This window comes from Verrucosispora sp. TAA-831, from assembly GCF_050780145.1.
GTDB lineage: Bacteria > Actinomycetota > Actinomycetes > Mycobacteriales > Micromonosporaceae > Micromonospora.
This window is the reverse complement of sequence record NZ_CP192240.1, coordinates 6,438,051-6,464,866: the sequence shown is the minus strand read 5'-3', so window position 1 is coordinate 6,464,866 and position 26,816 is coordinate 6,438,051. Positions and strand designations below refer to the sequence as shown.

The window sequence follows — 26,816 nt, the reverse complement described above, 5'->3', positions numbered from 1 at the left end:
GCGCCACCGGCACATGGTAGGTAGCCTTCTCCCGTCAGGACAGCCGCGGGCCCATCGGCCCGCTCCTCGTACCGAGGGGTCGTCAGTGGTCACCCAGGCCGGAACCGGACTCGCGCGCATCGCCGTCGTCGCCCCGCACCGACGGCTGGACCTCGCGCTGCCCGAGCATCTGCCGCTCGTCGGGCTGATGCCTGCGGTACTGCGGCAGGCCGACGAGGAACCGTCGGACGGCACCGGCCACGGCGGGTGGATGCTCCGGCGCAGCGACGGCAGCGCCGTCGACCTGACCCGGACGCTCGCCGCCCAGAGCATCCGCGACGGCGAGACGCTGCACCTGGTGCCGCGCCGCACCGAGTGGCCGGAACTGGCGTACGACGACCTGATGGAGGCCGTCGCCGACGGTGCCCGACGTCGCGGCGTCGCCTGGACCCCGTTCGCGACCCGACTGACCGGCCTGATCGTGGCGGGCGTACTGCTTCTGCTCGGCCTGGTCGTGATCGTCACCTCCACCGAACCCGGCTGGCTCGGTGGCGCGGTCGCGCTCGGCACGGCCGTGGTGCTGCTGGCCGGCGGGATCGTGCTGTCCCGGGCGATGGCCGACTCCCTGGCCGGAGCGGTCGTCGCCGCGGCCGGGTTGCCCTACGCCTTCGTCGGCGGCGTACTGGTGATCGGCTCCGGCGAGTCGGTCTGGGCGCTGGGCGCGCCACACGTGCTGCTCGGCTCCGCCGTGCTGCTGCTCTCCGGCCTGCTCGGTCTGCTCGGCGTCGGCGATGCGACCCGGGTCTTCGTCGCCGCCGTCTTCGTCGGATTCTGGGGCATGGTCGGCGGGCTGCTCGCCTTCGGCTCGATGGACGCCGCCCAGGGCACCGCCGTCGTGGTCAGCGCGGTGGCCCTCCTACTGCCGGCGATGCCACTGCTGTCCGTACGGCTCGGCAAGATGCCGATGCCGGCACTGCCGCGTACCGCCGAGGACCTGCTGCGCGACGAGCCGCAGCCCAAACGGGAAATCGTCTACCAGGCCACCGCCCGCGCCGACGAGGTGCTCACCGGCATGATCTTCGGTGCCTTCGTCATCACCGTCAGTTGCCTGATCGTGCTCACCGCCACCGGCGCCGTCGCCGCCATGCTGCTGGCCGGAGTGATCTCGCTCGGTTACCTGCTGCGGGCCCGGCTGGTGACGACGGTCCGGCACCGGGTGCCGATGCTCGCCGCCGGTCTGGCCGGTCTGGGCCTGCTGCCGCTGGTCGGTGCGGCCGACGCGTCGACCGCCGCCCGGGTGCTGGCGGTGCTGCCGGTGGCCCTGGTCGCCGCCGGGCTCGCCGCCGCCGCCGGGCTCGCCTACAGCCGACGCCCCCCGTCGCCCCGGCTGGCCCGCCTCGGCGACGTGTGCGACATCCTGCTCCAACTCGCCATCGTGCCGGTGGCGTGCAGCGTGCTGGGCCTGTACGCCTTCATGCGCGCCATCAACGGCTGACCCTCACTTCGGCCAGTCGAGGTCGCTGGCCTCGGTCATCGGGCCGCCTCGGATGAGTTTGACGATGGCGGTGTCGATGTCGGGTCCGACGAAGAAGTCGTCGGCCCAGTGGAGCATGAAGACGCGTCCCTGTGCGTCCACGACGAGTTCGGAGGGTCCGTCCTCGTTGTTCCCGAACGGGAAGACCGGATTGTCGAACTCCTCCGAGAAGCCGCGTGCCTTGTCCGTGACGATGCCACCGACCGTGGGAAAGATGAAGCTCGTGTAGCCGCCGCCGGGCTCGCCGTGCCCACCGAACTGCGGCAGTTGCAGGCCGCCGAACTCGATCAGTGCGGCGCGGGCGGCGGGGGAGCACTCCAGTCCGGTGAGTTCGTCGGCGAAGCGTCGCATCCAGTGGTTCACGGCGGCGGTGGCGTCGCGGCCCGGTCGCCAGCCGGCTTTGTCCAGCACATGCCGTACGTCCGGCGGGAAGCGCCCCTCGGCGGCGCGATGCTGGGTGTACTCCTCGGCGACCAGATCGGGAGGTACCGAACGCCAGCGTGACACCTCGCCGGTCGCCCGGTCGATGACCGCGCTCGGGAAGCCGGTGGACGCCGGAGGGGCGGGGGGGCCGCCGGTGGGTGGGGGTGGCGGCATCACCTCCCAGGCGACGTAGCCGAGGTCGAACTCGTACAGTTCGATCTCAGGTTCGGGGCCTGGTCGGCCGGCGGAGGCCCACTGGCGTGCGATGGCCAGGGCCTGCTCGCGACTGATCATCGAACGACTCCTCGGACTGCCGAGTTCGGTTTCGCCGGGCGGGGCCGGGTGCGGGCATCGGCTGCCCCGGCACCCTGCATATGGTAGGCACCGCGCGGCGCGGCCCACGTGACCGTGTCGGTGTACGCCAGGGGGAGGGGTGCCATGCCGTCGCGGCGGGACCAGGTCCAGTCGTACCAGTTCTTCGTGCAACGGATGACCTCCGCACTGGTGGCGCGTGAGCCCGACCCGGAGTCCGCGCCGTTCCGTCGGCTCGGTGGTGCCGGTTTCGCCAGCGTGATGGTGGCGGTGCTGTTCCTGGGGGCGGTCGGCGTCTACGGCCTGCTTCGCCCCGGCGGTGCCACGAAGTGGAAGGAGGGCGGCGCGGTCATCCTGGAGAAGGAGACCGGCACCCGCTACCTGTACCGGGAGGGTCGTCTGCACCCGGTGCTCAACTACGCCTCCGCCCTGCTGGCCATGGAGTCCGCGGCACCGACCGTGTCGGTCTCCCGCAACTCGTTGGTCGGTACGCCCCGTGGTCCCCGTATCGGCATCCCGTTCGCCCCGGACGCGCTGCCGGCCGCCAACCGGATCCTGGACGGACCGTGGACGCTGTGCACGCAACCCGCCCGCAACCCGGCCGGCGGGATCGTCGCCACCACCGTGCTCACCGTGGGCCGGGCACCCGAGGGCGGGCGCGAGCCCGGCGACGAGGGGCTGCTGGTACGCGACCGCAAGACCGAGCGCCTGCACCTGGTCTGGCGTGACCACCGGTACGAGATCCGCAACGAGAAGATCGTGCTGGAGGGGCTCACCCTGGGTGGTGAACCGGTGGTGGAGGTCGGCGGCGCCTGGCTGAACGCGTTGCCCGCCGGAGAGCCGATCGCGCCCCGCCGGGTCGCCGACCGGGGTGCGGCCTCGTCCGCCTTGTCGAACGCCCGGGTCGGCCAGGTCTTCGTGGTGGAGAGCCAGAACGCCACGCGTCAGCACTACCTGGCCGAGCGGAACCGACTCGTGCCGCTGACCCCGGTGCAGGCGGACGTGGTGCTGGCCGACCCGGAGACCCGCGCGGCGTACCCGGACTCCTCGGAGCCCCGGGCACTCGAACTCGCCGCCGGCACCGCCGCCGCCGCGCCGAAGGGTGAGGCGCCGGCCCAGGGGCGGCACCGCGCCCCCGAACAGCGGCCCGTCATCGCCCGACTGACCGGTGACCAACCGGCCGTCTGCGCCGCGTACCAGCCGGACCAGGACGAGCCGACGGTGCTGCTCGACGCCCAGGTGCAACCGGTACGCGAGCCGGTGCGGACGGGGGAGCAGACCGGTGACGGAGTCCCACTGGCCGACCGGGTGGTGATCGCACCCGGCTTCGGCGTCCTGGTCGACGCCGTGCCCTCGCCGGACCAGCGGACCGGCACCCTCAACCTCGTCACCGACATCGGCTACCGCTACCCGCTGGCATCCGAGGGGGTGGCGGCGATGCTCGGCTACTCCGGCGTGCAGCCGGTGCGCCTGCCGGCGAGCCTGGTGGTCCGGCTGCCCGCCGGCCCCGCCCTGGACCCGGCGACCGCCAAGCGCGCACTCGACCCGGAGTGACCCGACCAGCCACAATGGAAGGGTGGGCCGGGCTTCCGGTCTAGCGTCGACTGGACACGACCCGTTACCGTTCGTACGACGATGGTGCGTGAGCGCCGACTGACAGGCCGCCCCCGGTGACGCGGGGCGATCGAACGAGGACGGGGGTGACTTCCGCCATGTCGATGAATACCGACACCGGCTTGATGCTGAAGACCGAGGGTGACGTCGATGCCGTCGCCGACCGGCTCACCGGCAACCTCAACTCGCTGATGGACCAGCTCGCTCCGCTGTACGACCAGTGGAAGGGGGCTGGCGCGGGTTCCTTCCACCAGGTCCGTGAGCGGTTCGACCAGGACATGGCCCGGCTCAACGTCGCGCTTCGCGCGATCGCCGAGGCCGTGGGATCGGCCGGTAAGGACTACGACGTCAGCGACGAGGAGATCCGGTCGGACATGGAAGGCGCGGGAGCGACCGCCGGCCAGATCACCGCGGCACTGAAGCTCTGACGGGGAGACAAGTCATGACGGAGATTCGGTACAACTTCGCCGGTCTGAACGCGGCGGCGGACAGTTGCGGTGGTGCGGTCCGGAACATGACCAGCGAGCTGGACGGGCTCAAGTCCGGCATCGCCCCGCTGCTCGCCACCTGGGACGGCGATGCCCGCGAGGCGTACTTCCAGCGGCAGGGCGAGTGGGAGTCGGCCGCCAACGACCTGCGTGACCTGCTCACCCGGATCGAGCGCGCGCTGCGCGAGTCGGCGGGCAAGATGCAGGCCCGCGAGGCGGCGAACCGGCAGAAGTTCGGCGGCTGACCCCGCCACCGAGAGACACCTCGACGGCCCGGCTCTGTGCCGGGCCGTCGGCGTCTCACCGTAGCCCTGGGAACACCGCCGTGCTGGTCAGCCGCGTGTCGTCGACGTCGGCACCCGGAAGAACGCCTCCTCGGGCTCGTCGACCTCGGGGGTCGGGGCGGGTGGGGCGGACGGCCGGGCGGGCTGCCACCTGGTGCGTCGCCCGCGCGGTAGCAACGTCGCCAACACCGCCACACCGACCGCGAGCACCGCCAGCGGCAGGCCGACCCAGAGCGCCCACCGGCCGAAGGCCGCCCACCGCTCGGCACGGGCCGCCGCTGCGGCGTCGTACGGCACGTCGGGCAGCGGTTGCTGAGGGACCGGTGACGCGGTGGTCAGCCGCTCGGTGACGGCGCGGTACGGATTGACCACCCCACTGCCGTAGCCGGCTTCGGCGTCACCCCGCGCCGGATCGGCGGTGGCCAGGATCCGCCGGGTGACCTCCTTGGCCGACAGGTTCGGCTCGGCCGCACGGATCAGCGCGGCGGTGGCGCTCACCATCGGAGCGGCGAAGCTGGTGCCGTCCCAGACGCTGTGCCCGAACACGCGGGTGGCGGCCACCACCGCCCCGCCCGGCGCGACGACGTCCACGTACGGTCCGATCTGGGACTGCCTGATCCGGGCCCCGTTCTGGTCGACGGCGCCCACGCCGATCACCCCGTCGAATTCGGCCGGGTACGGCACCGGGTCGGGACGGGCGCCGTCCTGATGCTGGTTGCCGGCGGCGGCCACCAGTACGACGTCCCGATCCACCGCGTACTTGACGGCCTGTTCGACGTCCTTGTCGTAGTAGTAGAGCGTCACCGACATGTTGACGACCTTGGCACCCTCGTCGACCGCCCGCCGGATCGCCTCGGCGAAGACCGCGCCGGTGACGGTCTCACCGCCGGTTCCCGGCTGCTCGTTGGCGTTGCGCTCGCTGACCCGGATCGGCACGATCGTGGCGTCCGGAGCCAGGCCGTAGAACCCGACCCCCTCCATCCGACCGGCCGCGATGATGCTGGCCACGGCGGTGCCGTGGGACACACAGTCCACATTGCCGCCCGGTGCGCCGCGCAACGCGTCGAATCCGGTGGCCACCCGTCCGGTCATCTGGGGATGGGTGCTGTCCGTGCCGGAGTCGATCACCGCGACCTTCACCCGCGCACCGGTGCTGAACGGCCAGACCCGCTGCGGCGCCAACCACCGTTGGTGCCACGGGGTCTCGATGTTCATCTCTCCCGGATCGCTCGGATTCTGGCAAATCGTCGGATCGGCCCGGGCCGGGGTGGGGACAGGCGCGGTCACCATCGTGGCCAGGACGGCTCCCACGAGGGCAAACGCCGCTATCGGACGGTCACGGAACATTGCCTGCCCACCTCCCCGTCGACGGGTGCCGGTGCATCCTAACGACGCTCGGCCGCAGACCGACCACCCCGATGTCGCGCCCATTCAGTATGGTCGAGTCGCCACGCCCGAGGCGCGGGTGAGACGTGGACGTGCGCCGGCAGGGACGGACCGGACGGGCGCGGGGAGGGACACGCCATGGACGTACAGGCGCTACGCGCGCGGGCCGACGAACTGATGGCTCAGTTCGAGCGGATGCGTTCCGGTGTGGGCGATCTCCAGCAGAAGATCAAGGCGGTGAAGGCCACGGTCACCTCCGACGACGGCCTGGTCACCGTGACCGCCGGGCCCCGTGGGCAGGTGACGAAGGTCGAGTTCGACCCGCGCATCTACCGCCGGCCGGATTCCAAGGAGCTCTCCGCCACCGTCACCGAGACGATCCGCCGGGCGAGTGAGAAGGCCATGGCCGAGGTCGAGCAGCTTCTCCAGCCGTACGTGCCGGACAGCCAGTTCCAGGCATACATCGACCACGATCTCGACGGGATCTTCCGACAGTTGGACAGCGACCTGCCCGGGGAGGAGAAGCGGTGAGCGAGCTGCGCGAGACCTTCGTCAAGCCCGACGCGGCTCTGGACGGTGCCAACCAACTGGGCTCTGCCGGTGCCCTGCTGGCCATGCGCTTCCGGAGTGCCGCCGCGACGATCGAGACCCTCAACGGCGGTCGGCCCTGGGGCGACGACGAGCCGGGTAACGAGTTCAACAAGAACTACCTCGGCGGCGACGACCAGCCGGCACAGAAGGTCCTCGACATGGGCCACGGTCTGGTGCCGGTGGTGGAGCTGCTGGGCCCGACCGTCAAGGGTGCGGTCGAGGGCACCGTCGACGTCGACGACATGACCCGCGTGCTGTTCGGCGGCGAGGAGAAGTAGCCGGCGACCGTACACCGGTCGACATCGGACGGAGGGGCGCACGGGGTGGCGGTACCCAATCCCAGGAACTCGCTGGGCGAGTACGCGTGGGTCTGGGACGCCATCTGCTGGGTCAGCGCGGGCGAGGCGTGGCCCAGCGGCGACGAAGACAAGATGCGGGAGCTCGCCGACGCCTGGCAGGTGATGGCGGACGCGATCACCGAGGCGTTGGGCGAGGCCGACCCGGCGGTCATGAAGATCCTGCAAGCATGGGGCGGCGGTGCCGGCGAGGCGTTCGGCGGGCTGTGGAACCAGATCGCCGTCGACCCGAACACCGGCCTGCCGCTGATGCAGGAGGTCGCCGCCGCGTATGCCGCCGGCTGCGACCAGGCCGCTCTGGAGATCGAGTACGCCAAGCTGACCGTGCTCATCGCGGTCTTCATCACCGTCATCGCGGTCTTCGTCGCGCTGTTGATGGCATGGCTGGGTGGCGTGTCGGCCGGCGCGATCCCGGGCATCCTGGCGGCCGGACGGCAGGCCGTGACGGTCGCCTTCCGCCGGTTGATGGCGCAGATGGGTCGGCAGCTGCTCACCCGCGCCGGCATGCAGACGGCGCTGCGCACGGCCGGCACCCGCCTCGGGCAGATCGTCAGCAGCCAGGGCTTCCGGCAGGGGATGACCCGGCTCGGCCTGGAACTGGTCGAGGAGATCGGCGAAGAGCTGATCATTGATGTGGGTGCCCAGGCATACCAGATGCACACCGGCGAGCGGCGGCAGTGGGACGGCAACCGGACGCTGACCGCCGGGGTGGGCGGCGCGTTCGGCGGTGTGCTCGGCACCGGTATGAGCTTCGCGGGCCGGCGGCTGGCACCCCGGATGCCCTTCTCGTTCAGCCCCTCCGGTCTCACCTTCCCGGGCAGCGGGGTGGTCCGCTGGGGCAGCAGGAGTTTCGCCTCCGGCATGCAGAACGCGGTCGTGTCCCCTGCGGCCAGCGTGCTCGCCAACGGCACGGTCAACGGCCAGTGGGCCATGCCCGGCGCGGAGGCGTTCCTCGGCGGGTTCACCAGCGGCGCCGGCCGCACCGGGTTGACCATGATCGGCAGCAGCATGGGCAACGTGGGTGCGAACGTCACCAACTGGGGCCTCGGCCGAACAGGTGCGGATTTCAACCCGGGCGCCGGCCTTCCGGCGGGTGGGATCGACCCGGCGCTCAACGTCGGCAACGCCAACGGTCTCGGCAACGTCGGCGGCGTCAACGGCGGCGCGGGCACCGGCGCTGCCGGAGCCGGTGCCACGGGTGGCGTCAACGGTGGTGCCGCCACCAACGGAGCGTCGGGAAGCAGCACCGGCAACACCAGTGCCGATTCCGGCGCGACGGTCACCGGTGGCGCCGATGGTGCGCTGAACGTCCCCGGCGACGGGAACATCGACACCACTCCCGTAGACACCGTGCCGGACAGTGGCTCAGGCTCGATCAGCCTTGCGCCGCCGACCGTCGAAACGGTGGTCACCTCGCCGGCCGACACCTCGGCGGTCCCGTCGGCCGACGCGGCTACGACGGGTGCTCCGACCACGACGGACAGCGTGACCGGAACTCCGGCCGGTGTCGTCGTCGAGGGTGCGGCCACGGCGCCTGCCGGCGACACCGCCGCGACAAGCCCACCCACCAGCGACACCACTACGCAGCGTGTCCCAGACGGGCAGGCCGCCCCGACCCCCGACTCGGTCGGTGCCGACCGGCTCGGCAGTGGCTCCACCGATCAGGCCAGCGGTGGACCGGTGACGGTTCCGGGGCCGGAAGCGGGTACCAGCACACCCGGAGACAGCACGGCGGGACCGGCCCGCAGCGTGACCGAGACACCCACCACTGGCGGCCTCGCCGACACCAGGTCTGTCGACGTTCGCGCCGATCCCACCGTTGCGGACACGCCACCAGCCGTACTTCCCGGAACCTCGGTCACCGCGCCGCCGGCCGCTCAGACGCCGGGCACCGTCGCTGCGACGGTCCCGCCCGCCGCGAACTCGGCTCCACCGGCCGGATCAACGGTGTCCACCGGTCCTCAGGTGGTGGCAGGCCCCAACGCCGCTCCGCCGGCCAACACCGCACCGCCGACCACCGCCGGCCCGCCGGCGACCGGCACGAACACTGCGGCGACCACCACTCAACCCGGCACCACCAACCCCACCGCGCAGCCGGCGGCGAACCGTACGCCTCCGATCGGGCCGACCGTCAATCCGGCCGCCGCGAACTCGGCGGGATCGGTCGCGCTCTCCCCGTCCACCGGCCCGACCTCGACCAACCCCACCCAGCCCGGTGCCGGCCCCCCGCAGAGCGCCCCCAACCAGCAGGCCACTCCGGCCCAGGGCGTACCGGCTCGGCAGGACACCACGAGCCGCCCGGACAACCGACCTGTGCCGGGCCGGACGGACGTGGGCGTGCCGACCGCGCCCACGGTGCCGGCCCAGACAGCGGGCAGCGACCCGGCAGCCACCACCGTCGACACCACCGGACCGACCGCTCCCGACACCACAGGCGACCCTGCCCTGGGGCGGACCGACCAGGTCTCGCAGACCGACGGGCCGGTCGTGGTCCCGGTGCCGGCCAGCACCGGAAGCACCGTCAACAGCGGGCCGGTCGGGCCGGTCGGGCCTGGGTCGAACACCGGGCAGGTAGACCCGGACACACTCCGCCGGTCGGACTCACCGACCGGCCGCGGTACCTACGGATGGCATCTGGACCCGACGTCGGTCAGCGACCCCACCAGTCAGGATGCAGAACAGACCCTGGTCGAAGCATCGCGGGCTCTGGCTGAGGCAGTGCGGTTGGACGTCAAGGGCGGCACGATCTCCAAAGCTAAGCAGCCTGGCATGGCTGGCGCCTTGCTGATGCCTAACGGTGAGATAACCACGCACACCAGCATGACCCCTGACAAGAGCACCAAACCGCCCACCCAGCCTGCCGTGCACCCGCTAGCCCAGGCTGCACTCGCCCGAACGGCAGAGGCGTTGGGTAGGGGTATCGGTGGTGGGCATGGCAAATGCGCCGAAGTCGCCTTGGTGTCTGATCAGCTCTATCGGCTTGAGCAACAGTGGCGTGACGCGGGACAGCCGGGCCAGTTCGAGACGTATGCGCTCGACGCCTTTGCGAACGCCAAGATCGTCACGCATCAGATAGCCACTGCGAGGTCGGGTGGTGTCACCTATGACCTCGGGCACTACCGCCCGCCATGTCGGAGCTGTGCCCATTTCCTGCCGCAGTTCAACATCGACCCGATCACGGACCCGGACCGTGACCTCTCCGTCTACCAGCCGCCCGTGGCCGGGGTGGTGGGCAACGGTCTGCCTCTGAGTAACAACCGTCCGTACGGGCAGCCTGAGGGCCTGGTGGCTCCGGACCCGGCCGACCAGGCGGCGCTCGATGCGGCCGTCCCTCGGGACGCGGGGACCGGACGCCCGGCGGTCCATCCGGATCCCCGCTCCGGATCATGGGCCGGACTGGTCAACGATGGCGGACCGGTCACCCCTGGACGCGACACGAACTGCGCCGACGTCGGTCTCTCCGTTCTGTCGACCTGGTACGGCCGGCCCGAGGTGGCGGCTGTCGCTGCCAGCCAGGTGGAGCGGGGCAGCACGGCCCGGCAGGAACAGGCACTCCAGGCGACCTTCGGCCACCAGGGCAGTGGTGCCTCCGCGTTGGACACGGTCGCCGAGGCGCTCCGTGCCGCTGGTCCTGGTGCCGCCGCACTCGTCGTTGGCAGTTGGCCAGGTGACAGCGGCCGGGCGCACACCTGGAACGCCGTGAACCACGAGGGCACGATCATCTGGATCGACGGCCAGCATGCAGCCCTCTCCGACACCGACCCGTTGCACGGCGGACGGGTGGGTGACGTCTGGGCCATCGTTCTGGACGCCGAGGGCGACCCGGTCCGTCCGGCGCAGGCCGACGGCGTCACGAGCGCGTTCCTGCCGCCGGATTCGACCGCGTCGGACGACGGGCCGAGGATCGAGCAGAGCACTGATCCGGCGTCGCTGGTCGACCTGCGGTTCGCTGATCCGAACGCCGCGATCTGGCCCGACATGCAGGGTTGGCCGATGCCGGACACCCGGCAGTACGGGCCGGAGCAGTTGGCGCCGCTGGAGGATCCGCGCTATCAGGACGACGTCGCGGACAGCCTCCGGACCCCCGACGGGTACGCGGTGTTCGCCGATCCGGCCACGCACCCGTACGGGCGGCTGATCAACGACGGTGGACCGGACCAGCCGGGGCGGAGCAACAACTGCGTCGACTCCACGCTCGCCGCGCTGGCCAGCTTCTACGGTGATCCACAGGTGTCCCATCCGCGCTGGCCGGATCGGCTCGACGACGGCTCGATCGAGACCGAGTTGGGCGAGCTGGCGGGCGTCGACCGGATCGCGAGTTGGATCGGTGGCGACTGGGTCGGTGACGGTGCCAACGACGCGATGCCCGGTACCCCCGCCGAGCGGGCCGAGGCGATGGCCGACCGGTACGCGGAGCTGTACCAGAGCGTCCGCGACGCGGGGCCGGGCGCGGCGGCGGTGGTCGTGGTGGACTGGGTGCAGTTCGACGAGAACGCCGCTCCGCTGCTCGACGCGGACGGCCACACCCAGCCGGCGGCCCAGCATGCCTTCCTGCTGGTGCACCCGGACGGCGCGGACGGGCCGGTGTGGTGGGACCCGCTGTTCGCCAGCACCACCACCGGCCCGCTCCCGGGCGACTATGTTGGACTGACGCACAACCTGTGGTCGATGGAGGTGCATCCCGGCTATGCCGATGAGCAGGGAGGAAGTCCAGCAGTTGATGACTCGGCTGCTCGGGACGGACAACCCGGTGGCGGTCTTCCCGTTCGAGTTCGGCTGGGCAGCCCAGGAGACGCTCTCCCCGCAGCAGCGGTCCCAGGGCCGACAGATGGGCCAGGGGGTCTTCATCATCGACCGGACGGGAGTGGTGACCGCGCATCCCAGCCTGCCGCCACCGTTGGTCGTGAAGCGGTACACGACGGCCCGCCGGGAGGGCCGGATCACCGGCCGCCAGGTCTGGCCGACGGAAGACCCGACGGCCTGACCGACGTCGGTCCCGCGCCGTCGTTGCCGCAGAGCCGGCGGTACGGACCGAACGAGCTGGCACCCCTGGAGGACCCGCGATACCAGGACGACCTGGCCGCGAGCCTGGCCACGCCGGAGGGGTACGCGGTCTTCGCCGACCCGTCCACGCACCCGTACGGCCGGTTGGTCAACGACGGCGGGCCGGCGCAGCCGGGCCGGGCCAACAACTGTCTCGACGCGTCCCTGGCGGCCCTGGCCAGCTTCCACGGCGACCCGCAGGTGTCGATGCCCCGCTGGGCGGACCGCGCCGACGACGGCGCGATCGACCTGGTCTCCGGTGAGCGGGGCGGCCTGCAGCGCGCCGAGGCGTGGATCGGCGGGGAGTGGATCGGTGGGCAGGACAACCTGCCCACCGACCTGGCGGCCCGTACCGAGGCGGTCGCCGACCAGTACGCCGATCTCTACCGGCGGGTGGCGGAGGCCGGGCCCGGAGCGTCGGCGCTGGTGGTGGCCGACTGGCTGTACGTCGACTCCGCCGGGCAGCCCGTCCTGGACGCCAGCGGCCAGTTGGACATCGACGGTGCCCACGCGTTCGTGATCGTCTTCCCGGTCGATGCCGATGCACCGGTGTGGTGGGATCCGCAGAGCGGGACGACGTCGGCGGACATACCGGCCGCGGACATCCGGGAAACCCATGCCCTCTGGGCGATGATGATGCCTGACGGAGAGGGGCGAGTTGACCGAGGACGAGGCACTGACACTGATCAGCCGTCTCCTGGCGACCCGGAATCCGATCGTGCTCCGGGAGTTCGAGTACGGCTGGCTGGCCCGGGAGAGGCTCTCGGAGCAGGACCGGGCCTCGGGGACGCACGTGGGCCAGGGGAGCTACATCATCGACCGCTCGGGAGTGATCACCGTTCATCCCAGCCTGCCGCCCCGGCGGGTCATGCAGGAGTACGCCCGGGCGCGACGCGAGGGACGGACCAAGGGCCGGCAGGTGTGGCCCGAGGTGGAACCGACAGCCTGACCGGAGCGGCCGACCGGACCGAGGTCGGCGACGCCCGGGCGAACGGCGACCGCCCCGGCACGGTGATCACCGCCAGTGCGCTGCCCGGCACCGACTTCCACGGCCAGGGTCGGGCGGAACCCGACCCGGATGCGGTCCTGGACCGGGCTCGTGCGGCGGCCGGGCAGGTGGCCACCCACGCCGGGGTCTCCGAGGTACTCGCTCGCCCGGACGGCACCTACCAGGTGACCCGGGCCGACGGCAGCACGTTCACGCTCCGTCTGACCAGTGGACCGGTGGCGGACGGTGCGGTGGCGACCGGCCGCTTCGGCAACGACGGCGTCGCCGTGGTGACGGTTTCCGACCAGTCCGTCGACCGGGTGGTCGAGCGGGCGCTGGCGCACGAGGTGGCCGAGTTGGCGGCCCTCGGGCGGCCGGTGGATCCGGGGGCACCGACGGTCGCCCCGCTCTCGCCCGCCGATCTCGCCGAGTTGCGGACCGCCGCACACCAGGTCGCCGTCGCCGACCGCTGGTCGCTGGGCGCGGCCCGACGCGAACTGGCCGCGGTGGTCGACCGGCTGGGCCTGCGGGACGGCATGCTCGGCGCGGAGCAGCGCCTCGCCGGAGTGCCGGATGCGACACGGACCTCCCTGACCGAGGTGTACCCGGACTGGTACACCGACCGCCGGGTCAGGGCGCTGGACCGCCTGCCCGCCGCGCCGACCAGTGATCCCCGTCCGACCGGTCTGCCCCGGCTGCGTACCTATGTGATCACCCACTTCGCCACCAACTCGCTGCTCGCCGCGTTGGCCGTGAAGCTGACCGTGGACGCCGGTCGACCGGAGCTGGCGTTGATGCTCGGTGTCGGCGGGGCGATCGGCGCGGTCGCCACCGGCCCGGCGAAATGGCTGGCGAAGCGGGTCGGTCTGGCAGCCGAGGACCGCCGGGCCCGGTACGACGCACGTCAGGACGCCCGCTCCGCCGCCGACTCCGACGTCAGCACGGGCCGCGAGGTCGCCGGCCGGGCCGACGACGTGGGTCCCCCGACCCGGGCGGCCGACTCGGCGACGGCCGGCCTGGAGAGCCGGGTCGAGGCGCTCGGACAGCGGCTCGACGCCGGGGAGCGCCGCCGTCGACTGATCGGCCGGCCGCGCCGCTTCGCCCCGCCGGACCCCGTCCCGTCGGCGGGCACCGCCCCGGCACCTACCACCAACCGGCCCGGCGGCCCGGCCGCGACGGCGGCGTCTCCCGACCCGGTCGGCCTCACCCCGCACGAACAGGGGCGGCTCGCCGAGTTGCGGGCTCTCGCCGCGCAACGTGACGCCGCGTCGACGTTCGCCCGTCCCCGGGTGACCCGCGAGATCCGGGCCCTGCTCGACGCACTCGGTCTGCGGCAGAACACGCCTGGCGTCGCGCAGCGCCGGGAGCTGTTGCCGGACGACCTCCGGTCGATGGCGGACCGCTTCGGCGGTACCCGGACGACGACGGTGCGGCACCGGCTGGCGGCGGTCGTGGACGGGCGACCGGCCGAAGGGGACCGGCCCGGCAAGGTGGCGCCCTGGTGGATGGGCACCGTGGAGAACACGCCGAGCGTGTTCGCCGCGGGCAGCATCGCCGTCGTCGGTGACCTGATCGGTCAGCTCCGGCTGGGTTGGTTCGCGATCACCGCCGGTCTGACCGCCATGGCCAGCGGGGCTGTGGTCGACCCGATCATGGCCCGCCGGGAGGCGGCGGCCAAGGACGCCCGCGACACCTGGGACACGGAGCACCCGGCGATGCCGGCCGACGTCCAGCTCAGCCAGCTCACCGAGGCCGTGACCGGCCCGGTCGACCTGGTGACCGACCGGGTCGCCGACGTCTTCCGCCGCGCCGTCGACCTGGAACAGCGGGTGGCCGACCTGAATCGGCGGCTGGCCGAGTCACGCCGCCGCACGGGAGCCGCCGACTCGTTCCGGCGGCTGCTCTTCGGCGACCCGGCATGGGCGGGGCTCACCGCCCCCGACGTCACGTCGCCGGCCCGACCCGGCCGCGACCCGGCGGGTGAGGTGTCGACCACCGCTGACCCGTCGACCGGCACCCGCGATCCCGGCGACGCGGCGGCACTCGGGCAGCTCGCCGAGCTTGCCGCCCGGCACGACGCCGCCAGCGGTCCGACCCGGATCCGGCACGCCCGTCACCTGCGGGCGTTGCTCAACCAGCTCGGCCTGCGCGACGGCACTCCCGGGGCGGAGCAGCGACGTGAGCACCTGCCGGCCGAGCTGCGCGAGGTCGCGGAGCGCCACGGCCGTCGGCTGCTGGCCGACCGGATGGCACGGATCTTCGTCGGTCGGCCGGCCGACGCCACGGACAGCGACGCCCGGCCGAGCAACGTGCCGAACGCCGCTGTGTACGCGGTGGAACAGACACCCGGGCCGTTGGTGCAGGCTGCCACCACCGTCGGTCTGGCGGGCGTCGTCCAGGTCGCGGCCGGTGCGGGACCGTTGAACATGGCGGCCGGTGGCGTCCTCGGCCCGGTACGCGACCTGGCGCTGAAAAGGATGGAGACCAGCGTCAAGGACGCCCGCCGCAAGTGGGACCTGGATCATCCGAACCCGGCGGCGGACTCGTCGGCACGGGTGGACCGGCTCGCCGCACCGACCGAGGTCGTCGTCACCGACGCGGCCCGCCGGCTCCGGGTGGCGGTGGCGAACCTCGACCGGGTCACGTCGGCGGTCGACCGGCTGGCGGCGCGCCGTTCGGAGACCGGACCACCGGCACCGGCCCCGTCGACCTCCCGCGACGGCGACACCGCCACGACCGAGGGTCGGGATGTCCTCAGCCGGGCCGACTCGTGGGAACTACAGGTCGCCCAGAGCCACGTACGCAACGCCGACAAGATGTCCCTCAAGCCCGCCCTGCGCGAGCTGTACGCGGTCATCGACCGACTCGGTCTGCGCGAGGGCATGTTCGGCCGGGCGGAGCGGCTGGCCCAGTTGCCACCCGAGGCGCGCCAGGTGGTCGTCGACTACGGCGGCGACCGGGCCAGCCGGTCGGTCCGGCTCCGGACGCTGCGCGCCGAGCAGCGGGGCGTCGACCGTCCGCCGGGCGTGCCGAGCCTCAAGGCGTACCTGGGTGCCAGCGTCGCCACGACCGGCCTGGCCGCCGTGGGAGGTACCGCGATCGCGGTCGCCCTGTCGAGTCCGCTCGCCCCGATCATCCCGGTCGCCGCGCTCGCCGCCGTCCCGGTGATCGGCGCCGCCAAGTGGTATGCGAAACGTGCCAGCCTCGCGGCCGACGACGTCCGGACCCGGTTCGACGCCCGGAGCGACGCCCGGTCGGCGGCCGACCGGGTGGACCAGGTCGTCGACCGGTTGCAGGAACCGGTGCGGGAACTCGAACAGGCGACCGCCGACCTGGAGGCCCGGCTCGACGCGGCCGAGTCGGCGGCCGACCGGCTCACCGAGCGCCTGGCCGGGGCACAGCAGCGCAACGGCGTGCTCGGGCGTCTCTTCGGTGCCTTCCCGCGCTCCACCGACCCGACCACGCCGGACCCGAACTCACCCGACCCGACCACGCCGGACCCGACCGCCGACCCGAACCCCCCGGACCGGACTGCCGGTCGGTCGGACGGGGGAACCGACCCGGACTCGGGCCGGATCACCGCGGCCCCCGTACCGAACTCCGGGTTCCACGGACTGGGCCGTCCGACCGCCGACCCGGCGGCCGTACTCGACCTGGCGCGGGCCGCCCTGCCACAGATCGCGCCGTACGCGCAGGTGGACGCCGTGGTGCAGGTCGGTCCGGACCTGTTCGAGATCCGTGCGGCCGGGCAGTACCCGCTGACGGTGCGCCTCACCACCGGCCCGATGACCGACGGCGTGGTCGCCCAGTCGACCCGCGAGCCCGACGGGACCTTCACCGTCACCGTGTCCGACCGGGCCGTCGACCAGGTCGTGGCGCGGGCGCTCGCGCACGAGGTGGCCGAGTTGGTGGCCCTGCACGAGACCGGGCAGGCGCTCGTCGGGCCACTGGACCCGGGCAACGTGGACGGCCGGATCGACCCGGCCGGGCTCAGCGCCCACGACCGCGGTCGGATGGCCGAGATCCGGCTGCTCGCCGCCGCGTACGCCGACGCCGACCCGGCCGGCCGGGTCGCGCTGCGTACCGAGATCGACGCCCTCGCCGCCCACCTCGGCCTACGGGTGGGCGACCCGGACGTCCGGGACCGGTGGGCGCTGCTCCCCGGTGACGTGCTCGCCCACCTGGTGCAGCTCAGCCTGCCCGCCCTCACTCCGGACACGGTGTCGGCGGTGCTGGCGGGCGCGCCGACCCTCAACGAGGTCGAGCGGGTCCGGATGTTCGACTACCGGGCGCAACTGGCACCGGACTTCCAGGTGCCGCAGCAGGCGGACCTGGAGGCACGGCTGCGGGAACTCGCCGTGGAGGCCGAGCGGACCCAGAGCGGGCTGCCCCGCATGCCGTCCTTCGCGGGACAGATCCTCGGCCTGCGCCCCGGACAGATCGCACGGATCCGGGCCGTCGATCCCGACCTCGCCGACCGGCTCGCCCGCGACGGCGTCTACGTCGACACGGCGGGCCGTTACGACCTGCGCCCGTACATGGTGGACGGCGGTCCGGAGATCGACCTCGGCGCTGCCCGGCCGGTGTTCGACCTGGCCACCGAGTCCGGTCGGCGGGCCCAACTGCACGAGGACCGGCAACGCGCCCACACCGCCCTGCGGGCGCTGCGCGGCGACCAGGCCGCCGCCCTGCTCGCCGACCACGAGTTCCACTACCACGGTACGGCCCGGTGGATGGGGCTGGTGCCCGACGTCCTGACCGAGGCGCTGCGCGCCATCACCCCCGTGCCACGGGACAGCGTCGTCGCCGCCGAGACCATCCCGACCCAGGAGCCGACCGGGGACCTCTCGGTCACCGCGGACCGGGTGACGCTCCCGCTCGACAAGGTCGGCGGCGGACCGGTCTACGGCTCGCCGCGCGATGCCCGCACCGGCCAACCGGCGCCACTGTTCGACGGTCCGCCGAAACGGGAGGACGTGCAGCAGGGCGGGCTCGGTGACTGCGGGATGATCGCCGTGATCGGCGCGGTCGCCGGTCACCTGCCGGACACCGTCGCGCGGATGTTCCAGCCGAACCCGGACGGCTCGGTGAACGTGCTGCTGCACGAGACCGACGGGCCGGGCGACACGGTCACCCCCACCGGACGCACGCTACGGGTCACCGTCCTCCCGGACGTGCCCGTGCACGCGTCCGCCGACGGACGCAGTGCGTACGCCGACCAGTCGACGGTCGGCACGTCCTGGGCCTCCTTGCTGGAGAAGGCGATCGCGGCGGTCGACCGCACCTGGACCGCACAGCGCCACGACCAGTGGCAGCGACGGTGGAGCGCCCGGCCCGGCGTCGATGCCGCCCAGGCCGCGCCCCTCGGCTACGCCCGGCTGGGCAGCGGCAGTGACCGCTCTGTGCAGGCGGAACTGCTCAGCCAGCTCACCGGACTGCCGACCACGGTGGACCGGCTCGACCCGACACCGGGACGGGAGGCCGACGCCGAGACCCGACTGGCCGACCTGCTTGCCGCCGGCAGTCCGGTGATCACCGGAACGTGCCCCGCCAAGAGTTACGAGTCGTACGAGCACGGCAGGCCGCCCCACGGGCTCTACGCCGGGCATGCGTACGAGGTCGTGTCGGTGACCGACGGCGAGGTACGGCTGCGCAACCCGTGGAACGACAGTCACCCCGCGCCGATGCCGATGCGCGACTTCCTCGACCTGATGAGCCCCACCTACGCGCACGTCGAACTGGCCCGCAGCACGGTCACGGCGCTGCCGGACTCCGGATTCCACGGTCACGGCCGACCGGATGCCGACCCCACGGCGGTCCTGGACCGGGCCCGGCTGGTGCTGCCCACCCTCGCCGAATCGATCGGCGCGACCCAGGTCGTCGCCGTCGGACCGGACGTCTTCGAGGTGCGGGCCGACGGCCTGGATCCCCTGCGGGTCCGGGTCAGGACCGACGCGCTGCCCACGGACACGGTGGCCCAGACGATCCGCAACCTAGACGGCACCTTCACCCTGACCGTCTCCGACCGGGCCGCCGACAGCGCGGTCGACCGTGCGCTGGCGCACGAGACCGCCGAACTGGTGGCCCGGCACGAGACCGGCGACGCCCAGGTCGGCCTCTTCGCCCAGGACACCGTCGACGGACCGATCGACCCGGCCGGGCTCACCGCCGCCGACCGGGGACGGCTGGCCGAACTGCGCCTGATGGCCGCCTGGTACGCGCAGGCCGAACCCGCCGCCCGGGTGGCCCTCCGCGCCGAGATCGACGCGCTGGTCGAGCATCTGGGCCTGCGGTGGGGTACGCCGGACGCAGGCGCACGCCTGGCGGTCCTCTCCCGTGATGTCTGGCACCACGTGATGACGCTGAGCACACCGACGGTCACACCGGAGACGGTGGCGGACGCTCTCGGGTACCGTCCCGACCAGGCCGAGGCGGACCGGTTCCGGGCGATCGACTATCGGGGCCGACTCGCGCCGGACCTGCGCTCTCCGACGGCGGACGAACTGGCCACCAAGCGGCGCGAGTTGGCTGTGCACGGGGAACAGAGCCAGTCCTCACTGCCCCGGATGCCCGCCCTGGCCGGACAGATCATCAGCCTGCCGCCGAGCCTGCTGGCGCAGATCCGCCAGGTCGATCCCCGGTTGGCCGACCGGGTCGCCGCCGAACGCGTCTACGTCGACCTGACCGGCCGTTTCGACCTGCGCCCGTACACCCTCGACGGCGCACCGGAGTTCACCCTCGGCGCATCGGCACCCGCGTACGACCTGGACACCCCGGCGGGCCGTCAGGCCCTGCTGGCCGAGGACCGGATCCGCGCCGACGCCGCGTTCCGGGCCACCTACGGGACGAATCGCGCCGCGATGGCCGTACTCACCACCCACTCGTTCCACTACCAGACCGACGCGCGACGGATGGCGCTGGTGCCGAACGCGCTGACCGAGGCGTTGCGGTCGATGATGCCGCCCGAACCGGTGGTCGAGATCGAAACCACGCCGACCGTGACCACCGGCGAGGTCACCGTGGTCGCCGACCGGATCGCCCTGCCCGACCCTGCTCCCCGATGCCCCGTCGAGTACGGGCGACCGATGGATGCCCGGCCCGGGCGACCGGCACCGGTCTTCGACGGTCCACCTCGCCGTGACCAGGTACGACAGGGCATGCTCGGTGACTGCGGAATGCTTGCCAGCATCGCTGCCGTCGCCGGTCACCGGCCGGACGCGCTGGCACAGCTCTTCCAGACGAATGCCGACGGCACCGTCGACGTGCTGCTGCACGAGAGCACCCTGCTCGGTGGGACGATGGCCCCCACGGGGCGCCGACTGCGCATCACGGTGACCCCCGACGTACCTCTGCGATCCGTCGCCGCCGGATCGACGGCCTACGCCGACCAGTCCATCAACGGATCGTTCTGGGCCTCTCTGATCGAGAAGGCCCTGGCGGCCGTCGACCGGACCTGGAGCGCGGAGCAACGCCAGCAGTGGCAGTCGAGCTGGCTGCTCTGGCACAGCCCGAACGACCCGCACCAGGCGGCGCCGACCGGCTACGCGCGACTGAACGTCGGAAGCACCCCGCAGATGCAGGCGCAACTGTTGACCCAGCTCACGGGTGCTCCCAGTCGCTCGTCGACGTTCGACGCCCGGCCAGGACAGGAGGCTGCGGTCGCGGCGCGACTCGGCGAACTGCTGGCCTCCGGCAGCCCGGTCATCACCGGCACGTTGCCGAAGCGGGACTACCCGGCGGAGGTCCGTCATCAGCTCCCGTTCGGCCTGGTCCCCGGCCACGCGTACGAAGTGGTTGCGGTCGCCGATGGTCGCGTGTCGCTACGAAATCCGTGGGACTTCGATCATCCGGCGGCGATGCCGATCCGAGACTTCCTGCAACTGATGAGTGCTTCCTACGCCCACCTGGACATCGCGCCCGCAGTCACGGCCAGGCCAGCCGGAGCAGCCTCCGGCCCGCTCGTCACCGATGCCGCCCCGGCGTGGCTAGACACGCCTGGTCCCGCACCGAAGGTGCCTGCTCAGGGGGAGTCGGATCGCTCGCACCGTCATTCGCTCGGTCGCACCTTCCTCGAAGAGCACCCGACGACGGTCGGCTACTTCGCCCTGCTCGGCGCCGACGGTACGGTGAATGGTCTGCTCGTGGTCGTCTCCTCCGGGCACGGGCAACGTACGGCCCACTGGAGCGCCGACGGTCGACAACCCGGCGTAGGTGGATCGATGCCTGTCAGTCGGGAGGCGGCCGAACAGATCGCGCAGGAGGTGCTCGGCTTCAGGCTCCCTGAGGAGTCCGTGCTGCACGACATGGTGAACGGCTGACGATGCCGACGACAGGACAGGGAGAACGGCCGTTGCGCTCCTTCACGGAGATCACCTCCATTCCGAACAACGTCCCGGTCGACATCGGGCACGCCCGCCTGGGGGTGCGGTGGGTCGACGTGGGGCCGCCGGTGCGCGCCGAGATGGTCGTCATGCCGCACTGGGCAGAGGAGTCCACGCATCACGAGGTGCGGCTGGGCGAGACGTTCCCGGTGGGCGACGAGACCTGGCGGTTCGCCGACCTGGACATGGCGAGCGAGGACCAGTGGGAGGTCACGGTCCGCCGGGTGGACGCGAACGAGGTGATGGACCCACCGTCCGGACGCCTCTGGAAACCCGCTCGGCTGCGGTCCTACGGCCAGCTCGACGAGGCCCAGCTCCAGTCGGTCGAATCCGCCCTCGGCCTCCGCCTCCCGCCGGACTACCGCGAATGGCTGCGCCGGAACAACGGCGCACAGCCCGAAGTTCCGCACCACCTCCCCGGCGTGCCGTTCGCCCTGACGCCGGAACGCCCGCTGTTCGGAGTACACCCCGATTACCCGCTCTTCGATCTGGTGCAGGCCCAACGCCGACACCGCGACCCGTGGCTGTCGCCGGCCTGGCTGGTGATCGCGAACCCCTCCGGGGGGCTGCTGGTCGTCTCGACGCAGTCGGGTGACTCGATCGTGTACTTCGTTCACGAGATGGACCTCGTCGGTCCACCCGGCCCGCCCGCCTCCGCTGCTCGGGAGCGGAAGCTGCGCGGAGTGGCCAGATCCGTGGGCTACCTGCTCGGCCGACTCACCCCCGTGGAGGTCGACCATCTCCCGCCGGTGCAGATGGTGCCGCCCGGCACCTTCACCGACCCCCGCAGCCACGAGGACGGGCAGCCATGAGTACGCCGACCCCAGAGGCCCTGCTGCTGCCGCTCGGGCAGTACTTCGGCACCTTCTACCCCAAGGTCGGCGACTCCGAGCGCTATCAGCGGGTCCGGCTCGGCCCGGACGTCTGGGACCTGGACGACCAGCGCTTCGCGCTGTGGGCGCTGGCACACAGCACCGCCGACCTCCAGGACGAGGAGCCCTGGTCGCTCGCCTCGGTCCGGCAGGCAGCGGCCGTACACGTCCCCGGTGTGGACGTCGAACCGCTGCTCGACGGACTACTCACCGAGGGTCTGCTCGCCGAGGTGACGCCCGACACCTCGGCGGCTGCCGACTTCGCCCAGCGGCACCGGCTCGGCTCACGCATGGTCGGGCTGGGCAACAGCGCCGACGAACCCTGGTTGTGGTCGATCGGATTCTTCGAGCGGCCGATCGTGAAGGTCACCCATACCGTCTACAACCTCTGGGAGAGCGGGCGCTCCGGCGAGAGCCTCTGGGACGTGTGCGAGTCGCTGGCCGCCGACGAACGCGACAGCGGGGGCACCGAGCCGGAGTTGACCGAGCCGGAACTGCTGCTCACCGCGCTGCTCCGGGCCCTGCACCCGTTGTTGCTGGCCAGCGTGGTCTACCTGGAGCCGCAGTCGTGACCGAGACGAGGACGCCGCCGATGACCCAGCCGATGATCCTGCCGGTCGGCCGCTACACCGGCGAGTTCCATCCGGAGACGGGTGCGCCGGTCGCCTACTACTCGCTGGGCATCGGTCGTCTCGTGGTGACGATGGAGGACCCGCGGGCGTTCGCCGTCTGGGCTGCCGCGCACCCACCGACCGACGCGCCGGCCCGCCCGTGGACCAGGAGCGCCCTCGTGGAGTCCGCCACCGCCGTCGGCGTCACCGATCCGGAGCGGATCGTCGAGGGATTCCTGGAGGACGGGCTGCTGGTCGAGGTGGACCTCGACGATCCCGACCTGGAGGGATTCGCGCGCGCCCACCGGGTGCTGCCACTGATGGTCTCGCTCGGCAACAGTCCGGACGACCCGCTGAACTACGGCATCGGCCTGTTCGGCATGGAGCCGGTCCTCCGGGTGTCGACCCTCGTGCACGACGTCTGGCAGTGGAGCAGCGTCGGCGACAGCCTGTGGGAGGTCTGCGAGGTGTTCGCCGAGGCCGGCGCCCGGGTCGACTTCGTCGACGAGCGGGAACACGATGCTCGCCACGTGTTGCGGGAGTTCCTCGCGGCCCTGCCCATGCTGCTGGCCACCAACGCCGCCTGCCTGGACGAGGCCCGCGGCCTCTGACCGGTCGTCGCCGCGGGAGACCGGCAGGTCCGACTCAGCCGAGCTGCGCCAGCATCCCGGCGTACGTCTCGCGCACCGCTCGTAGCCGGTCCCGGCGGAACCGACCGGGCTCACGCCGGTGCAGGTGACGCCCCCGGTCGCTAGCGAAGGTCTCCGGGGGTACCGCGTCCCGGTCCGCCGGGATGAACTTGCCGACCTCGTCGAGGGCGGCGACGGCCCGGGTCAGCGCGGCCCGGGCCGGTGGCCCGGAGTCACCGTCCGCGTTCGCCGACACCTGCCCGGCGTACGCGTCGGCGACGAGCAGCCATTCGCCCGGATCGAGTAGTTCGGAGGGCTCGTCGCCGCCGTAGCGGAACCCGGTGCCCGGCGTGCCGAGTCCCGGCGGCAGCCGGAAGACGAACTCCCGTTCCCGGCCGCAGCCGGCGCAGGCGCCGGTGTACCGGCTCGCCAGTTCGCCGTCGGCCAACGCGACGACCGCGCTCTGACGAGGGAACCGGGCGTCCCCGCAGGAGCAGGGGCGCAGATCCATGTAGAGGTGTGCCTCCGCGTTGGTACGGCTCAGCGGCGGGGTCATCGACCCACCGTACCGATCGGCCGATCCGGGCACTGTCCCCGCCGCCCGCTGGCATACTCGCCGACCATGGTGGTGTCGCGTGGCTGGGCCGTGTTCCTCGTCGGTGTGGGCGTGTGGACCTGGGTGATCTGGCCGAGGTTCGCGGTGGCCATCTGGAACGACGAGCGGTCGTGGTCCAGCGGCACGGTCGGTGACTGGCCGGCGACCGGCTTCCTCTGGGTGCACGCGCTGCTGATCGGGGCGTCGTTGGCGATCGGCACCACAGTCGGCCTGCTCGGCGTACGCGCCTGGCGGGCGTCCCGACGCGGTACCCGCTGAGCTGGGCACACAGTCGCCCACGAGCGCGCCCGCCAGGGCGAGCTGCGGCCCGGTTCCTCTGTGCCGCCGCGTGTGGACCTGGTCCAACGGACCACTTCGGACCGGAGAGGCGTTCGCGGGCACCCGAGTGTGACGGGGACCGCTTCCCCCGGATTTGACGATCAAACCGGTGGGCGCGTAACTTTCTCTCTGCCGCTGCGGAACGGGCAAACGGGGCGAAAGCCACGAGATCCGGGCCAGGCGGTGTCGAGTTCACGAGGAGCGATCCTCAATGGACGCGGCGCGGGCGGGGCTCGACGAAAACGCCGAGGGGCGGATTTGGCGGAGCGGAACCGACCGGGTAAGGTTTACGACCGGCAGGGAACCGGGCGAGCTAGCGGGAAACCGCAGCGGCCGGCCTGCCAAATCCGACGATCGAGCGAGGCGGTCACCGCTGCGCTGGATCACGGATGCCGAACCGCCAAAAGCGTGACGTACCGGGACACACCGGTTGACACGGTCCAGACGGTGAGGTAACGTAGTAAAAGTGCTCGCCGCGAGGTGAGTGTGGTTCGGCCCCGGAGGGGTGCCTGCTGGTCGGGTGTTCTGATGGTGTGTGGTTGTTCTTTGAGAACTCAACAGGGTGCTTGATAAGCCAGTGCCAAATTGTTTTATGATGCCCCGTGCCAACTTTTGGGTTGGTGGGGATTCCTTTGGCAACATTTGTTTGTTGCTGGGGTTTGCTTTTCCAATTGGTTTTTGTTGGAGAGTTTGATCCTGGCTCAGGACGAACGCTGGCGGCGTGCTTAACACATGCAAGTCGAGCGGAAAGGCCCTTCGGGGTACTCGAGCGGCGAACGGGTGAGTAACACGTGAGCAACCTGCCCTAGGCTTTGGGATAACCCTCGGAAACGGGGGCTAATACCGAATATTCACTCATGGACGCATGTTTGTGGGTGGAAAGTTTTTCGGCTTGGGATGGGCTCGCGGCCTATCAGCTTGTTGGTGGGGTAATGGCCTACCAAGGCGACGACGGGTAGCCGGCCTGAGAGGGCGACCGGCCACACTGGGACTGAGACACGGCCCAGACTCCTACGGGAGGCAGCAGTGGGGAATATTGCACAATGGGCGGAAGCCTGATGCAGCGACGCCGCGTGAGGGATGACGGCCTTCGGGTTGTAAACCTCTTTCAGCAGGGACGAAGCGCAAGTGACGGTACCTGCAGAAGAAGCGCCGGCCAACTACGTGCCAGCAGCCGCGGTAAGACGTAGGGCGCGAGCGTTGTCCGGATTTATTGGGCGTAAAGAGCTCGTAGGCGGCTTGTCGCGTCGACTGTGAAAACCCGTGGCTCAACTGCGGGCCTGCCAGTCGATACGGGCAGGCTAGAGTTCGGTAGGGGAGACTGGAATTCCTGGTGTAGCGGTGAAATGCGCAGATATCAGGAGGAACACCGGTGGCGAAGGCGGGTCTCTGGGCCGATACTGACGCTGAGGAGCGAAAGCGTGGGGAGCGAACAGGATTAGATACCCTGGTAGTCCACGCTGTAAACGTTGGGCGCTAGGTGTGGGGGGCCTCTCCGGTTCTCTGTGCCGCAGCTAACGCATTAAGCGCCCCGCCTGGGGAGTACGGCCGCAAGGCTAAAACTCAAAGGAATTGACGGGGGCCCGCACAAGCGGCGGAGCATGCGGATTAATTCGATGCAACGCGAAGAACCTTACCTGGGTTTGACATCGCCGGAAATCCTGCAGAGATGTGGGGTCCTTCGGGGCCGGTGACAGGTGGTGCATGGCTGTCGTCAGCTCGTGTCGTGAGATGTTGGGTTAAGTCCCGCAACGAGCGCAACCCTCGTTCGATGTTGCCAGCGCGTTATGGCGGGGACTCATCGAAGACTGCCGGGGTCAACTCGGAGGAAGGTGGGGATGACGTCAAGTCATCATGCCCCTTATGTCCAGGGCTTCACGCATGCTACAATGGCCGGTACAATGGGCTGCGATACCGTGAGGTGGAGCGAATCCCAAAAAGCCGGTCTCAGTTCGGATCGGGGTCTGCAACTCGACCCCGTGAAGTCGGAGTCGCTAGTAATCGCAGATCAGCAACGCTGCGGTGAATACGTTCCCGGGCCTTGTACACACCGCCCGTCACGTCACGAAAGTCGGCAACACCCGAAGCCGGTGGCCCAACCCTTGTGGAGGGAGCCGTCGAAGGTGGGGCTGGCGATTGGGACGAAGTCGTAACAAGGTAGCCGTACCGGAAGGTGCGGCTGGATCACCTCCTTTCTAAGGAGCACCATCCGGCGAAAGCTGGTATGGAGCCCGCGATCTGCGAATGTCGGGTCGGGGTGCTCAATTGGCGGAGACACTGGTGAGTTTCGTGTCGGCAACGGCCGGCGGTTTCTAGTACGGCCATCTTCTTTCGGGAAGGTGGTGTGGAGGGATGACTGCTGGTGCGGCTGGTGGGAGATGATGGGCACCC

At 71.3% G+C, this 26,816-nt stretch carries 14 protein-coding genes and 1 rRNA gene; 12 read left to right on the top strand and 3 right to left on the bottom strand.

Going from position 1 to position 26,816, the window contains the following annotated elements:
• Positions 1-85 precede the first annotated feature (85 nt).
• Positions 86-1,474, top strand: coding sequence for a type VII secretion integral membrane protein EccD (gene eccD / locus ACQVFL_RS28775; protein WP_396698200.1), 1,389 nt, complete (start codon positions 86-88; stop codon positions 1,472-1,474).
• Between the two features lie 3 nt (positions 1,475-1,477).
• Here eccD and ACQVFL_RS28770 read toward each other — a convergent pair whose 3' ends face one another.
• Positions 1,478-2,230 carry an SUKH-3 domain-containing protein gene (locus ACQVFL_RS28770; protein WP_431727988.1) on the bottom strand — a complete coding sequence of 251 codons (753 nt, stop codon included), beginning with the start codon at positions 2,228-2,230 and terminating at the stop codon, positions 1,478-1,480.
• 144 nt (positions 2,231-2,374) lie between these two features.
• Here ACQVFL_RS28770 and eccB point away from each other — a divergent pair, with 144 nt between their 5' ends.
• The 3 genes from eccB (at position 2,375) to ACQVFL_RS28755 (ending at position 4,595) form a co-directional block, all read left to right on the top strand.
• Positions 2,375-3,802, top strand: a complete 1,428-nt coding sequence (eccB, locus tag ACQVFL_RS28765) for a type VII secretion protein EccB (RefSeq protein WP_396698204.1) — start codon at positions 2,375-2,377, stop codon at positions 3,800-3,802.
• A 158-nt stretch (positions 3,803-3,960) separates the two neighbouring features.
• Positions 3,961-4,290, top strand: coding sequence for a WXG100 family type VII secretion target (locus tag ACQVFL_RS28760; RefSeq protein ID WP_131057127.1), 330 nt, complete (start codon positions 3,961-3,963; stop codon positions 4,288-4,290).
• Positions 4,291-4,304: 14 nt separating this feature from the next.
• Positions 4,305-4,595, top strand: a complete 291-nt coding sequence (locus ACQVFL_RS28755) for a WXG100 family type VII secretion target (protein ID WP_350699140.1) — start codon at positions 4,305-4,307, stop codon at positions 4,593-4,595.
• A gap of 87 nt (positions 4,596-4,682) precedes the next feature.
• Here the strand turns inward: ACQVFL_RS28755 and mycP are convergent, their stop codons facing one another.
• A complete protein-coding gene (mycP, locus tag ACQVFL_RS28750; RefSeq protein WP_431727987.1) occupies positions 4,683-5,981 on the bottom strand; it encodes a type VII secretion-associated serine protease mycosin in 1,299 nt (432 codons plus the stop codon).
• A 177-nt stretch (positions 5,982-6,158) separates the two neighbouring features.
• Between mycP and ACQVFL_RS28745 the strand changes: the two genes are divergently transcribed.
• From ACQVFL_RS28745 to ACQVFL_RS28720, 6 genes are read left to right on the top strand one after another with little or no spacing between them, the layout of a single operon-like run.
• The gene (locus ACQVFL_RS28745; RefSeq protein WP_350699159.1) at positions 6,159-6,551 is read left to right on the top strand and encodes a YbaB/EbfC family nucleoid-associated protein; all 393 of its coding nucleotides are present in this window, start codon (positions 6,159-6,161) and stop codon (positions 6,549-6,551) included.
• The gene (locus tag ACQVFL_RS28740; protein WP_396698210.1) at positions 6,548-6,889 is read left to right on the top strand and encodes a hypothetical protein; all 342 of its coding nucleotides are present in this window, start codon (positions 6,548-6,550) and stop codon (positions 6,887-6,889) included. The genes ACQVFL_RS28745 and ACQVFL_RS28740 overlap by 4 nt, the downstream gene beginning before the upstream one ends.
• Positions 6,890-6,934: 45 nt before the next feature.
• Positions 6,935-21,316 carry a toxin glutamine deamidase domain-containing protein gene (locus ACQVFL_RS28735; RefSeq protein WP_431727986.1) on the top strand — a complete coding sequence of 4,794 codons (14,382 nt, stop codon included), beginning with the start codon at positions 6,935-6,937 and terminating at the stop codon, positions 21,314-21,316.
• Between the two features lie 32 nt (positions 21,317-21,348).
• Positions 21,349-22,191, top strand: a complete 843-nt coding sequence (locus tag ACQVFL_RS28730; RefSeq protein WP_431727985.1) for a DUF6406 domain-containing protein — start codon at positions 21,349-21,351, stop codon at positions 22,189-22,191.
• Positions 22,188-22,823 carry a hypothetical protein gene (locus ACQVFL_RS28725; protein WP_431727984.1) on the top strand — a complete coding sequence of 212 codons (636 nt, stop codon included), beginning with the start codon at positions 22,188-22,190 and terminating at the stop codon, positions 22,821-22,823. Before ACQVFL_RS28730 ends, ACQVFL_RS28725 begins: the two co-directional genes overlap by 4 nt.
• Before the next feature lie 20 nt (positions 22,824-22,843).
• Positions 22,844-23,473 (top strand): hypothetical protein, encoded by a 630-nt coding sequence (locus tag ACQVFL_RS28720; RefSeq protein WP_396698218.1) that lies wholly within the window; start codon positions 22,844-22,846, stop codon positions 23,471-23,473.
• Between the two features lie 34 nt (positions 23,474-23,507).
• Here ACQVFL_RS28720 and ACQVFL_RS28715 read toward each other — a convergent pair whose 3' ends face one another.
• Positions 23,508-24,047, bottom strand: a complete 540-nt coding sequence (locus tag ACQVFL_RS28715; protein WP_396698220.1) for a hypothetical protein — start codon at positions 24,045-24,047, stop codon at positions 23,508-23,510.
• 66 nt (positions 24,048-24,113) lie between these two features.
• Between ACQVFL_RS28715 and ACQVFL_RS28710 the strand changes: the two genes are divergently transcribed.
• Together ACQVFL_RS28710 and ACQVFL_RS28705 are read left to right on the top strand one after the other, a co-directional pair.
• Positions 24,114-24,365, top strand: coding sequence for an SCO4848 family membrane protein (locus ACQVFL_RS28710; protein ID WP_396698222.1), 252 nt, complete (start codon positions 24,114-24,116; stop codon positions 24,363-24,365).
• 738 nt (positions 24,366-25,103) lie between these two features.
• Positions 25,104-26,620, top strand: a 16S ribosomal RNA gene (locus ACQVFL_RS28705).
• Positions 26,621-26,816: the final 196 nt, after the last annotated feature.

Bases quoted from the DNA above. Each gene is read 5' to 3' on its own strand.
- ACQVFL_RS28710 (WP_396698222.1), top strand. From the start codon at position 24,114: ATGGTGGTGTCGCGTGGCTGGGCCGTGTTCCTCGTCGGTGTGGGCGTG.
- ACQVFL_RS28760 (WP_131057127.1), top strand. From the start codon at position 3,961: ATGTCGATGAATACCGACACCGGCTTGATGCTGAAGACCGAGGGTGAC.
- ACQVFL_RS28715 (WP_396698220.1), bottom strand. From the start codon at position 24,047: ATGACCCCGCCGCTGAGCCGTACCAACGCGGAGGCACACCTCTACATG.
- ACQVFL_RS28755 (WP_350699140.1), top strand. From the start codon at position 4,305: ATGACGGAGATTCGGTACAACTTCGCCGGTCTGAACGCGGCGGCGGAC.
- eccB (WP_396698204.1), top strand. From the start codon at position 2,375: ATGCCGTCGCGGCGGGACCAGGTCCAGTCGTACCAGTTCTTCGTGCAA.
- ACQVFL_RS28770 (WP_431727988.1), bottom strand. From the start codon at position 2,230: ATGATCAGTCGCGAGCAGGCCCTGGCCATCGCACGCCAGTGGGCCTCC.
- mycP (WP_431727987.1), bottom strand. From the start codon at position 5,981: ATGTTCCGTGACCGTCCGATAGCGGCGTTTGCCCTCGTGGGAGCCGTC.
- ACQVFL_RS28745 (WP_350699159.1), top strand. From the start codon at position 6,159: ATGGACGTACAGGCGCTACGCGCGCGGGCCGACGAACTGATGGCTCAG.
- ACQVFL_RS28725 (WP_431727984.1), top strand. From the start codon at position 22,188: ATGAGTACGCCGACCCCAGAGGCCCTGCTGCTGCCGCTCGGGCAGTAC.
- ACQVFL_RS28720 (WP_396698218.1), top strand. From the start codon at position 22,844: ATGACCCAGCCGATGATCCTGCCGGTCGGCCGCTACACCGGCGAGTTC.